This window comes from Tissierella sp. (assembly GCF_052089545.1).
GTDB lineage: Bacteria > Bacillota > Clostridia > Tissierellales > Tissierellaceae > Tissierella_A.
Map to the genome: position 1 here is coordinate 1 of NZ_JBQDAA010000049.1, position 13615 is coordinate 13615.

The 13615-nt window shown below is 30.8% G+C and carries 15 protein-coding genes; 4 read left to right on the forward strand and 11 right to left on the reverse strand.

Features of this window, described 5'->3' with window-relative positions; all coding sequences use genetic code 11:
• Nucleotides 1-61 precede the first annotated feature (61 nt).
• Nucleotides 62-733, reverse strand: coding sequence for a hypothetical protein (locus ACTHW2_RS05370; protein WP_442262922.1), 672 nt, complete (start codon nt 731-733; stop codon nt 62-64).
• 923 nt (nt 734-1656) lie between these two features.
• Here ACTHW2_RS05370 and sfsA point away from each other — a divergent pair.
• The gene (gene sfsA / locus ACTHW2_RS05375) at nt 1657-2352 is read left to right on the forward strand and encodes a DNA/RNA nuclease SfsA (RefSeq protein WP_442262924.1); all 696 of its coding nucleotides are present in this window, start codon (nt 1657-1659) and stop codon (nt 2350-2352) included.
• A gap of 319 nt (nt 2353-2671) precedes the next feature.
• Here sfsA and ACTHW2_RS05380 read toward each other — a convergent pair whose 3' ends face one another.
• The 3 genes from ACTHW2_RS05380 to ACTHW2_RS05390 form a co-directional block, all read right to left on the reverse strand.
• On the reverse strand, nt 2672-3001 hold the full coding sequence (locus ACTHW2_RS05380) for a hypothetical protein (RefSeq protein ID WP_442262925.1): 330 nt from the start codon (nt 2999-3001) through the stop codon (nt 2672-2674).
• A gap of 73 nt (nt 3002-3074) precedes the next feature.
• A complete protein-coding gene (locus tag ACTHW2_RS05385; RefSeq protein ID WP_442262927.1) occupies nt 3075-3221 on the reverse strand; it encodes a hypothetical protein in 147 nt (48 codons plus the stop codon).
• 405 nt (nt 3222-3626) lie between these two features.
• Nucleotides 3627-4640 (reverse strand): hypothetical protein, encoded by a 1014-nt coding sequence (locus tag ACTHW2_RS05390; RefSeq protein WP_442262929.1) that lies wholly within the window; start codon nt 4638-4640, stop codon nt 3627-3629.
• Between the two features lie 175 nt (nt 4641-4815).
• On the opposite strand from ACTHW2_RS05390, the gene ACTHW2_RS05395 reads away from it, so the two are divergent.
• Nucleotides 4816-4956: an IS3 family transposase gene (locus ACTHW2_RS05395; protein ID WP_442262946.1), complete on the forward strand. Its 141-nt coding sequence runs from the start codon at nt 4816-4818 to the stop codon at nt 4954-4956.
• A 244-nt stretch (nt 4957-5200) separates the two neighbouring features.
• Here ACTHW2_RS05395 and ACTHW2_RS05400 read toward each other — a convergent pair whose 3' ends face one another.
• The 7 genes from ACTHW2_RS05400 to ACTHW2_RS05430 form a co-directional block, all read right to left on the reverse strand.
• On the reverse strand, nt 5201-6406 hold the full coding sequence (locus tag ACTHW2_RS05400) for an IS256 family transposase (protein WP_442262930.1): 1206 nt from the start codon (nt 6404-6406) through the stop codon (nt 5201-5203).
• A gap of 191 nt (nt 6407-6597) precedes the next feature.
• Nucleotides 6598-7833: a beta-ketoacyl-ACP synthase II gene (gene fabF, locus ACTHW2_RS05405; protein WP_442262932.1), complete on the reverse strand. Its 1236-nt coding sequence runs from the start codon at nt 7831-7833 to the stop codon at nt 6598-6600.
• A gap of 17 nt (nt 7834-7850) precedes the next feature.
• A complete protein-coding gene (gene acpP, locus ACTHW2_RS05410; protein WP_442262934.1) occupies nt 7851-8081 on the reverse strand; it encodes an acyl carrier protein in 231 nt (76 codons plus the stop codon).
• A gap of 44 nt (nt 8082-8125) precedes the next feature.
• A complete protein-coding gene (gene fabG / locus ACTHW2_RS05415) occupies nt 8126-8869 on the reverse strand; it encodes a 3-oxoacyl-[acyl-carrier-protein] reductase (protein WP_442262936.1) in 744 nt (247 codons plus the stop codon).
• Complete coding sequence (gene fabD / locus ACTHW2_RS05420) at nt 8866-9822, reverse strand: ACP S-malonyltransferase (protein ID WP_442262938.1); 957 nt, start codon at nt 9820-9822, stop codon at nt 8866-8868. The genes fabG and fabD overlap by 4 nt, the downstream gene beginning before the upstream one ends.
• A complete protein-coding gene (fabK, locus tag ACTHW2_RS05425) occupies nt 9815-10774 on the reverse strand; it encodes an enoyl-[acyl-carrier-protein] reductase FabK (protein WP_442262940.1) in 960 nt (319 codons plus the stop codon). The genes fabD and fabK overlap by 8 nt, the downstream gene beginning before the upstream one ends.
• A 1-nt stretch (nt 10775) precedes the next feature.
• Nucleotides 10776-11774 carry a beta-ketoacyl-ACP synthase III gene (locus ACTHW2_RS05430; protein ID WP_442262942.1) on the reverse strand — a complete coding sequence of 333 codons (999 nt, stop codon included), beginning with the start codon at nt 11772-11774 and terminating at the stop codon, nt 10776-10778.
• 231 nt (nt 11775-12005) lie between these two features.
• On the opposite strand from ACTHW2_RS05430, the gene fabZ reads away from it, so the two are divergent.
• Both fabZ and ACTHW2_RS05440 read left to right on the forward strand, forming a co-directional pair.
• A complete protein-coding gene (gene fabZ / locus ACTHW2_RS05435) occupies nt 12006-12446 on the forward strand; it encodes a 3-hydroxyacyl-ACP dehydratase FabZ (RefSeq protein WP_442262944.1) in 441 nt (146 codons plus the stop codon).
• A gap of 37 nt (nt 12447-12483) precedes the next feature.
• Complete coding sequence (locus ACTHW2_RS05440; protein ID WP_442262945.1) at nt 12484-13554, forward strand: NAD(P)H-dependent flavin oxidoreductase; 1071 nt, start codon at nt 12484-12486, stop codon at nt 13552-13554.
• The last annotated feature ends 61 nt before the right edge of the window (nt 13555-13615 follow it).

A 13615-nucleotide genomic window follows, 5' to 3' on the forward strand; every position in this document is an offset into this window, starting at 1 on the left:
CTTAATTTATTTGTGAGGATTTCTTATTTTTATCGTATCACAGGAAGCTTGTATAATATATTTATAAACTCTCTACACTAAGTATTCCAGCTGGTTTATATCTTCCTGTTTTACGGATATACTTATAATGATCAGTCGCATAACCAGCATCAAATGTTAATGCAAAAGATTCACCAATACCTATTTTAAAAGAGGTTCCTACTGTAGTGCTACCATTGTTATAAAAATCTCCATTTAAATCCCAATATAAACTTTTATAAGTTTCTAGTTTATAATGTAAATTACCACCAAATATTTTTGATATACCATTCCAACTTCTATTAATATCTGCATAGTCTACTTGTACCATTGCAGAAGGATTAGGACTACCAGAATATTTAAATTTGGTATAAAAATATGGACGACAACTATATGAGGAAGTAACTTTTACGGTTTCAGTTATTGTAGCATAGGAATAACTTACAGCTTTGTTTCTAGAGTCTTGCAGTGTACTATTAATTAATTCCTTTTTAGTTTCTTTATTGATATTTGGATCATTACGAAGAACTTCAATATATGCAAAAACATCCTCATGCATAATAACTTTGGTGTCATCGTAATCCTCTGGATTATCTATGACATCAAATACATCAATAACATTTGATTCTTTATAATCACTAGCATATAAAGGATCAACATTTGTAAAAATTAAAACACAAAAACAGATAATTAAGCTTGCTAACATTTTTTTCATAATACTCTCCTCCTATTGTTAATTATTTAATTATTTGCACATATAACGCCTTATCAGGAATTATAGTGCAATTAAATTATGTACAAAATAGCACTAATAAGTAGATATTTAAATTATATATCTTGTTCTAAACTTCTTATTTCCTTTATATTTATAATCTAATTCTTTTTTATTGTCTTCATTTTCTTCAATTAAAATACTGCTTAATATCAATGATATCTATGTATCTAATATCATCTGTTCTCTTAAACCTCTTTTACTTTTACATATAATTTCGATTTATCTAAAATCATCTTAATAAAAGAATTTTTTACTCTTTCCACGCCACTAGTGGCTTCTAATTTTCCATAAACCCTCCTTACCTATATAACTTTTCAGTAAAAGTTTCTTTACACATACTCTTTAAATTTTTGTATTAAAACTACTGTAACATATAAATAATTCATATATTGGTATTTGTTGAAATTTATACATACTTTTGTTGAAACTTAAAGTTTTTTACCTTTAAAAGATTTTAATGCCTCTGCAACAAAATAGGACCTTGAATTTTCAAAGTCCTATTTCCCCTATGTGTTAGGATCGTAGCTTGTTGTAAATTTAGTAGTGAAGCTGGAATGGTTTCAAACGTATCTAGAAACATTATATATTCTTCTCCAACATTTATAAATTTATTGTTTTCTTCGTCTTCTTTTATTACTTTAATTTCTATTGTATCTTTTTCATATAATCCATTTATAACCCTTGCTATCTCTATATTATAAACACTACATTCATATTCTCCATCAGGGTCATTAGGTTGTCTATATTAAAATTTAAAGTTTTGTTTTCCTCTGAGATAACTTATCACTCCTCCTTATTTTTGTAGATTTGATTTCTCTATGATATAATTTATAAGAAAATATTATGTTTGAAAAGGAGTATCTATGAAATATACAAAAGTTGTTGAAGCTATATTTTTAAGTAGACCCAATAGATTTATTGCAAATGTATTGATAGATGGAATAGAAGAAACTGTTCATGTTAGAAATACTGGTAGATGTAAAGAACTACTTGTAAAGGGTGCAAAAGTAATATTAGAAGACTGTTCTCATGTTCCCAATAGAAAAACAAGGTATTCACTTATATCCGTATGGAAGGGTGGGCTACTTATAAATATGGATTCTCAAATACCAAATAATGTGGTATTTAACGCACTTAAGGATAATAGGATTAAAGGACTTGAAAATTTGATAATTATAAAAAAAGAGGTTTCCTTTGGAAATTCTAGATATGATTTATACTTTGAATCCGAAAATCAAAAAGGTTTTATCGAAGTAAAGGGTGTAACCTTAGAAAATGATGGGATTGCTATGTTTCCAGATGCACCTACCTCCAGAGGCACAAAGCACATGCTTGAGATGATAGAAGTAGTGAAAGAAGACTATAGAGGAATTATCTTCTTTCTAATACAGATGAAAAGTCCAAATGTCTTTGAATTAAACTGGAAAATGGATCCAGCCTTTTCAGAGGCTATAAAGCTTGCAAATTCCAATGGTGTTCAAATACTAGCTTATGACTCTATTGTAAGCAAAGATGGAATATATCTTGGTAAGGAAATTGATATAGATTTAAATAAATAAAAGGCATGGAAATAACAGCTTCGTTATCTCCATACCCTTTTTATAGTAACTAGAGACTTTACGTCTTATTGCACTTTAAGGTGTTCACCTAATTTAAGAATTATTATATATATATACCCTATAAATAGTCTTATTTAACTAAAAAACAATTTAATTTGTTCGAAAACATATATCTAAACTTATAGTATTTACTTGTTTTTCTGTGTAGCCATATTGTGATTTCAATAGTTGTAGCTTTTTATACATTTTATCATAAGTTGTATTTGGACAAACTTATATAAATAAATTTACTCCTCACTATAAAATGTACGAATATCTTTTATTGATACAATAGTTTCCAAAAAACACTATCTTCATCTATTTCAAAAAACTTTCCAAAAATTCCGTATGATCTAATAGTCAAAGTTTCACCATTTTCATATTTAAAGTTTTCTTCTTTTGCACCTAATTTTGCACTAGAATTACTAAATGATATATTAATATCATCTTTCGTGTAATCATAAAACCCATCTTTATCCATAGTTCTCTTTATGTTATATTCATCTTCTAACCACTTATAGTAGTAATCTTCTGAAGGTGTAGGAGAGAATAAAACCAATATAAGTGAAACTATAAATAAACCGCTAATAAAAATTATTACTTTTTTCAACAATATCACTCCAAAATATAAATTATCTAAAAAGTTGAATATAAAAATTGTTAATTAACTATCTTCAATTATATTAAAAGCTCCATAAGATATTTCTTTTTTCTACAGAAAAAATCATCTTTTTAACCTCTAAAATTTTAATTTTAAGTCCCTCATTTAAATTTGATTCCCTAAATGCTCTAGTCAAAGAATTATCACCTAATAATTTTTTATTATTCACATATTCCAAACCTTGTCCTCTTATTGCAGAAAATCAAAATTCTTCGATGAGGATTTCTATTAAAGCTTTTAATGCCAGCTTTAGTATAATAGAATAACTTATCACTTTTTTATATTACGCTCAGTTTCTAAACATTTATTATAATCAAATTTGGATGGTACAAGTAAAATTAATATAAATAAGATTACGGATAAATTTTCCAAACTAATCTTTGTTCTTTTCAAAATATCACACCTGTTTTATTTGCTAATTACATAATTTGTACAATTGATATTCATTAATCTATTTTTAAATTATAGCTAAGAGGGAATGAATTTGTCCAAAAAGGGGTTGCCCTTCAAAATCAATATATAATTTATTATGTTGTATATGCTATCTATATGCTCAATCATATTATATTAATGTTTATGGAGTAAAATTAACTTGCCAAGACCAATCATCAGCCATTCCATCTAAGGCACCATCAATTGAGAGCCCACCTGCTCCTATTGATATTCCTATGCCAGATGGAATCCAAGGATGAACATATTTCCCAGAAATAGCTAACTTTTGACCAGCGCGTGATTTATTAACATTTACAGATTGCTCTAGAAATCCCATTTGTTTCGTTGGAACTCCTCCCCATGTTGATCTGTTAAGTTTAAACTGAGATCTTACTCCTAAAGTACTAGCAACATCAATTTCGTGGTTGTTAGTAACCCAACCACGACCACTAATAAGTGCAGCGTGCTTTCCGCTGTGTGTACCTGCTAAAGGCTGAGCAATGTTACCCCAAAACAACCCTACACTATCAGTATTTCTAGCAGCCGGGTTTTTGTCCCAATTATAATCTACTGTTATACCAAATTTATATTGTGTAGATGTTTCTCCTAAATACAATACTGAAATCTGTCCAAACCAGTCGCCTACTACTTTATATCCAAAAGTTTCAAAGGATTTCCTTGCTTTATCTTCTTTCAAAAGGTTATGTTTTTTTGCTTCTTCCCCTTCTATTCCAATGCTTTTTAGATCACTTAATTGGATCTTCTGAATCCGACTTAAATTATTCGAAGTAACTTTATGCTTTTTCCCATCTTTAGAAATATAATTATGTTCTAAAGAAACTAGCTCAGTATCAACAACCTTTCCACCTTTGTTTACAAAGTTTCTTTTCCGAGCTATATCCCATGAATTTATAATATTTTCATCATACCCTATCTTCTTTAAAATTGTGTCAAGATTTTCTTCGCTTATTTCAATTGAGCTTTTTCTAGGAGCTACTCTACCATCATTTAAAATCTCAATTGATAAGTTGTCATCTATTTTTTCTTTACTAACTACTACTTCCTCTTGTAACTCATCTGCAAATGAGTAGTTACTAAAAATCACTGGAAATATTAATACAAATGCTATACATAATGAAATAATCTTTCTTCTCACTAAATAACCCCCTATTTTTTATATTTATAAAATCTAATCAAATTGCTTTTTACTGCTTCCATAATTTATATCGTAGTAAAGATTTAAAACAATGTCAAATATATAAATAAACTCATACAATACCAAGGGTTGGTAAGTGTATTGACAATGGTCCAATGGAAAATTTCTGGGGAATATTAAAACGGAAAGATATTATCTGAAAGGCAAATATAACACTTATGAGGAATTGAAAACTGATATTGAAAACTATATAAACTTCTATAATAATAAAAGATTACAAAAAAGATTAAACAGCATGAGTCCATTGAGAATGTAAATAACTTTGTGCTTTAGAGAAGATATATTATCTCTAATTGACAAGAAATATTAAATGGATAAAACTTACAATTTAATATCTTAATTTTATCTTTGCCAAAACTATTTTATTTTATGCATTAAAATGAATAGTTTTGGCAATAATTTTAAATATGAGATTCTATGCTTAGTAAACATATATTATTATATTTTTTCTTGTAATAAAGTGATTCTTAAAATTAAATCATAACTTGTGGAAGGTTTATTTAGATTCTGTCTTCAAAGAATATAGATAATTGGTTTCGTATTAGATCCCAATTTTTATATCTTCTACTCCACTTCTTTATTACATTTTGGCTAGCTAAGAAAAGTATTTTTTCTAAGGCCTGGTCTGACGGAAACATGGTTTTAGTTTTAGTTACTTTTCTGAGTTGTCTATGGAATCCTTCAATAATATTTGTTGTATACATTATAGTTCTAATCTCACTAGGGTACTTGAAAAATGGGGATAAGACTTCCCAATTAGCTTCCCAGCTTTTTATTGCATGCGGATATTTATGTCCCCATTTTTCTTCTAGTTCTCCTAGATTTGAAAAGGCAAGTTCCTCATTTACTGCTTTATAAACTTCTTTAAAGTCTTTAGCAAACTCTTTTAGGTCTTTGTAACTTACATATTTAAAAGAATTTCTTAATTGATGAATTATGCATCTTTGTATTTCAGCTTTAGGATATGAAGCATTAATAGCTTCCTTTAGTCCAGTTAATCCATCCACACAAAATATTAACACATCTTCCAGTCCTCTATTTTTCAAATCGTTTAATACTCCAAGCCAGAATTTAGATGATTCATTTTCCCCTATCCATATACCTAAAATATCCTTAAACCCGTCTAAGTCAACACCTAGAACCACATATGCTGCCTTGTTTTTAATTTGTCCATCTTCCCTAACCTTATAGTGAATTGCATCCATAAAAATAAATGGATAGACTGCATCTAAAGGTCTATTATGCCATTGTTTTATTTTAGGAATAATGCTATCAGTTATTTTACTTACCATTTCTGCTGATAATTCAATTCCATAAATATCTTTTAATTGATCATGAATATCTCTAGTTGACATACCCCTTGCATAAAGTGAAATTACTTGTTCCTCAATACCTGATATATTTCTTTTATTTTTAGGTACTACAACTGGATCAAACTTTGCATCCCTATCCCTTGGTATATTTATCGGGAACTCACCATATTTTGTCTTCACATTTTTTTCAGTATGTCCATTTCTTCTGTTATCAGTGTATTTATTCTTTTTATCTCCTTTTGCATAGCCTAGCTCTGTCTCTAACTCTGATTCTAACATCTCTTGAAGAGCATCCTTAAACATATCCTTTAGGTATGAATGTAGATCATCTGCTGTCTGTAAATTACCTCCTGTAATCATTTCTCTTAAAACTTCTTTTGGTAAATTTGACATAAAAATTCTCCTTTCTAGTTTAAATCATATTTTGATTCTTGCCAGAAAAGAGATTTTTATTTCCTAAAAGCACAGATTATTTTACACTACCAGTCCATTTGAATATAGGTCTCATGCTGCTTAAAGTATTTTGTTTATTTCCACTGTCTACTTGACAGGGTGCTGTTCATTTCAAAGTCCTATTTCATTATCTATTCATATTTTTTAAATAACAATGATGCATTATGTCCACCAAAACCTAATGAGTTTGATAGAGCATATTTTATATCTCTTTTTACCATTTTATTTGGTGTATAGTTTAAGTCACATTCTTCATCTGGGTGATCGTAGTTTATAGTTGGAGGTATTACTCCTTCTTTTAAAGCTAGGGTAGATACAATAGCTTCTATACCACCAGCAGCACCTAATAGGTGACCTGTCATAGATTTAGTTGAACTTATGTTTATATTTTTTGCTTCTTCTTTAAATACATTTTTTATTGCCATGGTTTCTAGTTTATCGTTAAAATAAGTGCTTGTTCCATGGGCATTTATGTAGCCTACTTCCTTGTAGTCTACATTTCTTTCCTCTAGAGCAAGCAACATAGCATTAGTGCCACCCATAGCCTCTGGATCTGGCTGTGTTATATGGTAGGCATCTGAAGTTGATCCATACCCTACTACTTCACCATAGATAGTTGCACCTCTTTTAAGGGCATGTTCTAATTCTTCTAGAACTATTACTCCTGCTCCTTCTCCCATGATAAATCCATCTCTTTCTTTATCAAATGGTCTGGATGCACCTTCAGGATTATCATTATTAGTAGATAGTGCTTTCATAGAACAAAATCCAGCTACTGAAACAGGCGTTATAGAAGCTTCTGATCCTCCCGTTACTACCATATCCATGATTCCTTTTTCTATCATCCTAAAAGATTCACCTATAGCATGGGTCGCCGAAGCGCACGCAGTTGTAACAGTCATTGTAGAACCCTTAAGTCCTAGATCCATAGACACTTGCGCAGCTCCCATGTTAGATATCATCATAGGTATTAGCAGAGGGCTTACTCTCTTAGGTCCTCTTTCAAGAAGTTTTTTGTGTTCTCTTTCAAAAGTCTCTATTCCGCCTATACCAGTACCTAGTATCACACCTATATTATCCCTGTTTAATTTATCTAAATCTATTTCTCCATCTTCTATGGCAAGCCTTGCAGCTACAACTGAATACTGGGTAAATTTATCCATTCTTTTTGCTTCTTTTTTATCCAAATAGTCTTCTGGCTTAAAGTCTTTTACTTCAGCTGCAATCTTAGCTGTAAAATCTGTTGTATCAAATCTGGTTATGGGAGCTACACCAGACTTTCCAGTCTTTATAGCTTCCCAAAATTTTTCTTTACCTATTCCAATAGGAGTTACACATCCTAATCCTGTTATTACTATTCTTCTCATCATATCCTCCTTAGGAATTAAGAGATCTTTCCGTCTATATATTTTACAATGTCTCCAATAGTTTTAAATCCTTCTGCTTCTTCATCTGCAATCTCTATGTCAAATTCATCTTCAAGTTCCATTATTATCTCAACAGCATCAAGTGAATCTGCATCTAAATCTTCCATTAAAGAAGTCTCCATTTCCATACCTTCTACCTCTGCGTCTAATTGTTCTGCTACTACAGCTTTTACTTTTTCAATTGTCATTTTATATTCCTCCTAATTTTTTGTTTTATATTGCTTATATATAGCTACATTACCATTCCGCCATCTATGTTTATAACTTGACCCGTAATATAATCAGCTTTACTACTAGCTAAAAATAAAACTAAGTTTGCTATATCTTCTGGCTTTCCTAAATCTCCTAATGGTATATTTTTAAGCATTTCACTTTTTACATCTTCACTCAAGACATCTGTCATATCAGTTTTAATGAATCCTGGTGCTACAGCATTTACTCTTATTCCCCTAGATGCAAATTCTTGAGCTGTAGACTTTGTAAATCCTATTATACCTGCTTTTGAAGCAGAATAATTGGATTGGCCTACATTTCCTCTTACTCCTACAATTGAAGATATATTAATAATCTTACCATATCTTTTTTTCATCATCTTTCTAGCTACTGCTTTAGTAGTTAAAAAAGCACCTTTAAGATTTATATCAAGTACATCTGTCCAATCTTTTTCACTCATTCTTATGAGTAAATTGTCTCTTGTGATACCTGCATTGTTAACTAATATATCTATGGCTCCAAAGTCTTTTTCTATTTTCTTTACAGCGTCTTTTACTTGATCTTCTTTAGAAACATCTACTTTTAAACCTATAGCCTTAACACCATTTTTTTCTAATTCCTTTACTGTCTCATTTGCTTTCTCTTCATTACTTCCGTAAAAAAAAGCTATATGAGAACCTTCTTTTGAAAGTTTAAGAGCAATTTCTTTTCCTATTCCTCTACTTGCTCCTGTTACTAATGATATTTTTCCATCTAAACTCATTTATGACCCTCCTTTAATTTATCTATTGTTTTTCTAAAGGAGTCAATGTTTTCTATATTAAATATTTGTATATCCTTTTTTATAGATTTGGCTGTTCTCTTTACAAAACTTGTTAAACTTTTACCTGGACCAACTTCTATAAATGTATCTACCCCTTCTTCTATTAAAAGCTCTATAGACTGTTGAAACAGAACTGAATTGCTAACTTGTTTTTTAAGTTTATCTACTATTTCATCTTTATCTTTTACAATCTTAGCATCTACATTTGAAACAACTTTCTTTTTTGGAGTATTTACCTTATATTTTAAAAGTTCTTTTTGGAGATTTTCTCCAGCATCTTCAAGCATACTTGAATGGAAAGGTCCACTTACATCTAAAAGTACTGCCTTTTTTGCTCCTAATTCTTTTGATACTAGGACTGCTTTGTCTATAGCAGCTTTTTCTCCTGTCATTACTATTTGACCAGGACAGTTATAATTTGCAACTGATATTTGCCCCTTATCTTTACATGTTTCTATTAGTATATCTATCTTTTCTAATTTTAGACCTAAAACAGCTGCCATAGCTCCTTTATTAGAAGGTACAGCTTCTTCCATAAATAAGCCTCTTTGTCTTACTATTTTTATAGCGTCTTTAAATTTAAAAACATCACTTGCTACTAAAGCTGAATATTCTCCAAGGCTTAGACCTATTGTATATTCATACCCTATATCTTCTTTTTCTAATGCCTTTAATATAGAAATACTAGTAGTAAGAATTGCCGGTTGAGTATTTTCAGTTTTTTGTAGTTCTTCTTTATCTCCTTCAAATATAAGACCACTTAAGTCCATATCTAAGCTTTCATCTGCCTCTAAAAATACTTCTTTTGAAACATTATAATTTTCAAAGAAATCTTTTCCCATCCCAATATATTGGCTTCCTTGTCCGGGAAATAAAAGTGCTATTTTATTCATCCTCTTTCACCTCATTTAAAAGTGATAGTCTAGAAATAGTTTGGGATCCGATATTTATTATATCATCTATTATAGTTTGACAAGTTCTTACCTCTTCTATCAATCCTGATATTTGACCCGCCATAATAGACCCCTTATCTGCATCACCTTTTTGAGCAATTAACTTTAATCTACCAGTGCTTAGCTTGCCTAGCTCCTCTAAAGAAGCCCCAGCTTTTTCTACTTCTAAATACTCTTTGGAGAACTTGTTTTTCAACACCCTAATAGGATGGCCAGTACTTCTCCCAGCTACTAGTGCATCCCTATCCTTTGCCTTTATAATTCCATCTTTAAAGTTTTGGTGAACATCTGCTTCTGCAGAACATACAAATCTAGTTCCAAGTTGTACACCTTCTGCACCAAGTGCTAAGGCTGCTATAAAACCTCTACCATCTGCTATACCACCTGCAGATATAACTGGTATATTTACAGCATCAACTATCTGTGGAACAAGTGCCATAGTAGCTATTTCTCCAATATGGCCTCCTGCTTCTGTTCCTTCGCCAATTATTGCATCTACTCCCTGTCTTTCAAGTCTTTTTGCTAAAGATACAGTAGGTACTACAGGTATGATTTTAACATTATGCTTTTTAAATTTTTCAATATACTTTCCTGGATTTCCCGCACCTGTAGTTACTACAGGAACTCCTTCTTCACAGACTATATCTACAATATCCTTAGCATATGGGCTCATAAGCATTATATTTACCCCATATGGTTTATCAGTAAGCTTTTTTAATTGTCGTATCTCTTCTCTTATTATATCTCCTGGTAAGCTTCCACTTGCTATAATCCCAAGGCCACCTGCATTTGATACAGCTGCTGCAAGATTATGGTTAGCTACCCAGGCCATTCCTCCTTGAAATATGGGATATTTTATCCCAAGTAAATCTGTAATCTTTGTCTCAAACATCCTAGTCCTCCTTATTCCATTTTAAAACAATTGAGCCCCATGTAAGTCCTGCACCAAAGGCTACTAATAATAAATTGTCACCTTTTTTAAGTTTCTTCACTTTTAAGGCTTCATCTAATGCTACTGGAATAGAAGCTGCCGACATGTTTCCATATTTATCTAAATTTACAAATACTTTTTCTTTTGATAAATTTAATTTTTTTAATGCTGAATCTATTATTCTAATGTTCGCCTGGTGGGGTATTAGAAGATCTATATCTTCTGTTTTTAAATTCGCCTTTTTTAAAACACTTTTGGATGATTTTCCCATTATTCTAACAGCAAATTTAAAAACTTCTCTTCCATCCATTTCTATAAAATTTAAACCTTCTTCTACTGTTTCTAAACTAGTTGGTTTTCTTGTACCTCCTGCTGGTACTATAAGAACATCACCTTTTCTGCCATCTGAACCTAGTTCTTCTGCTATCATTCCAAAGCCTTCTTCACAAGGTTCTACTATACAAGCCCCTGCTCCATCTCCAAATAATACACAGGTGTTCCTATCTTTCCAGTTTACTATCTTCGAAAGTGCTTCTGATCCTATAACTAGTATTTTTCTATAAATTCCACTTTTGATAAAAGCTTTGGCTGTTGTAAGTGCATATATAAAACCTGTACACCCAGCATTTATATCAAATGCTGCAGCATTTATAGCTCCTATATGTTTTTGAACCATACAAGCTGTTGATGGAAACAAATGGTCTGGTGTAATAGTAGCCACTAATATAAGATCTATATCTTCAGGAACTATTCCTGCATTTTCCATAGCTCTTTGAGCTGCTATAGCAGATAAATCAGAAGTTGCCATATCATCTTCGGCTATTCTTCTTTCTTTTATACCAGTTCTTTCAATAATCCATTCATTGGAAGTATCAACTATTTTCTCTAAATCACTGTTGGTCATTACCTTTTTTGGAAGAAAGCTTCCAACTCCAGTAATTCCTGCTCCATATCCAACCAAGTTTTCACCTCCTAATTAAAGTTATAAACTTTCTCTATACATTATACACTATATAAGAAAAATATTAAAATACTTTTAGTTTATATTTTATTTGCAAAAATTATCTTTTTCAATTATTATTAATATAATTAGATGAAATATAAACTTAAAGATTAGTATATATTATTATTCTAAAACAATCAATATTATAATTTTCATATTATATTTAGAAACTAAAAGTGAGGTGACATAATGTCTAAAATATTAGGTATAGAAGAGATAATGAATACTATTCCACATAGATACCCTTTTTTATTTGTAGATCGTGTTGAAATCTTAGAAGAAGGTGTAAAAGGTATTGGATATAAAAATGTAACTATAAATGAAGCTCATTTCCAAGGCCATTATCCTGGTATGCCAGTTATGCCCGGTGTTCTAATTGTTGAAACTATGGCACAAGTTGGAGCTGTTATACTTCTTTCTCATCCAGATTTCAAAGGTAAAGTACCTTATTTTGCTGGTATAAATAAATTTAGATTTAAGAAAAAAGTAGTTCCTGGTGATACTTTAAGAATGGAAGTTGAAATAACAAAACTAAGACGTTCCATAGGTATTGGATATGGAAAGGCTTATATAGGAGAAGATTTAGCTGGTGAAGGTGAGTTCATGTTTGCAATTTCTGATAAAGAGTAGTCTTATCAGAAAATTTGTATAGAAAGGTGTTGGTCTAATGAATCTACCTACTTTAAAAATTGGTAGTAAAATAGCAAGTGTACCCATTATACAAGGCGGTATGGGTGTAGGAGTGTCTTTATCAAACTTAGCTTCAGCTGTTGCAAACGAAGGCGGAATTGGAGTAATATCTGGCGTTCAAATAGGTTTTAATGAAGATGATTTTGATAAGAATACTGATAATGCAAATATAAGAGCTTTAAAAAAAGAAATTAGAAAAGCTAGGGCTCTAAGCCCTAAAGGCATACTTGGAGTAAATTTGATGGTAGCTATAAAAAACTATAAGGAAATGGTTAAGGCTGCGGTTGAAGAAGGAATAGATTTAATAATATCAGGTGCAGGATTTCCAAAAGAATTACCTGGACTTATAAAGGGAACAAATGTAAAAATAGCCCCTATAGCATCCTCTCCTAAAGCTGCAGCTGTTATAACTAGATTATGGTTAAGAAGATATGATTATTTGCCTGATTTAATGATAGTGGAAGGTCCAGATGCAGGTGGGCACTTAGGGTTTTCTTTAGAAGAATTAGAAGGAGATAAATATCCAGATTTAGAAACAATAGTCAAAGATACTATAGAAATTTTAAAGCCATTTGAAGAAAAAAAGAATCAAAAAATACCAATTATAGCAGCAGGTGGTATATTTGATGGAAGTGATATAAAAAGGTTTTTAAGTCTTGGAGTAGATGGAGTTCAGATGGGTACAAGATTTGTAGCAACTGATGAATGCGACGCATCTATAGAATATAAAAAGGCATATGTAGATGCTAAAAAGGAAGATATAAATTACATCTTAAGTCCTGTTGGCATGCCAGGTCAAGCTATAATAAATCCATTCATGGAAAGGGTAAATTTAAGAAGAGAAAAGATTACAAAATGTTATAATTGTCTTACTCCTTGTAATCCTAAAACATCTCCTTATTGTATTTCACAAGCTCTTATAAATTCTGTAAATGGTGATATAGATAACGGGCTTATCTTCATAGGTAAAAAGGGTTATAAATTAGAAAAAATAACTAGTGTTAAAAAATTAATAAGTGAACTTGTAGAAGAAACAAAAATAAGTTAGGCTAATTAGCATAACTTATTTTTTATAAACAAAATAATTTTATTGTTATCTATTTTTAAGT

Coding starts and splice junctions, on each gene's coding strand:
- ACTHW2_RS05370 (WP_442262922.1), bottom strand. CDS start 733: ATGAAAAAAATGTTAGCAAGCTTAATTATCTGTTTTTGTGTTTTAATT.
- sfsA (WP_442262924.1), top strand. CDS start 1,657: ATGAAATATACAAAAGTTGTTGAAGCTATATTTTTAAGTAGACCCAAT.
- ACTHW2_RS05400 (WP_442262930.1), bottom strand. CDS start 6,406: ATGTCAAATTTACCAAAAGAAGTTTTAAGAGAAATGATTACAGGAGGT.
- fabF (WP_442262932.1), bottom strand. CDS start 7,833: ATGAGAAGAATAGTAATAACAGGATTAGGATGTGTAACTCCTATTGGA.
- acpP (WP_442262934.1), bottom strand. CDS start 8,081: ATGACAATTGAAAAAGTAAAAGCTGTAGTAGCAGAACAATTAGACGCA.
- fabG (WP_442262936.1), bottom strand. CDS start 8,869: ATGAGTTTAGATGGAAAAATATCATTAGTAACAGGAGCAAGTAGAGGA.
- fabD (WP_442262938.1), bottom strand. CDS start 9,822: ATGAATAAAATAGCACTTTTATTTCCCGGACAAGGAAGCCAATATATT.
- fabK (WP_442262940.1), bottom strand. CDS start 10,774: ATGTTTGAGACAAAGATTACAGATTTACTTGGGATAAAATATCCCATA.
- fabZ (WP_442262944.1), top strand. CDS start 12,006: ATGTCTAAAATATTAGGTATAGAAGAGATAATGAATACTATTCCACAT.
- ACTHW2_RS05440 (WP_442262945.1), top strand. CDS start 12,484: ATGAATCTACCTACTTTAAAAATTGGTAGTAAAATAGCAAGTGTACCC.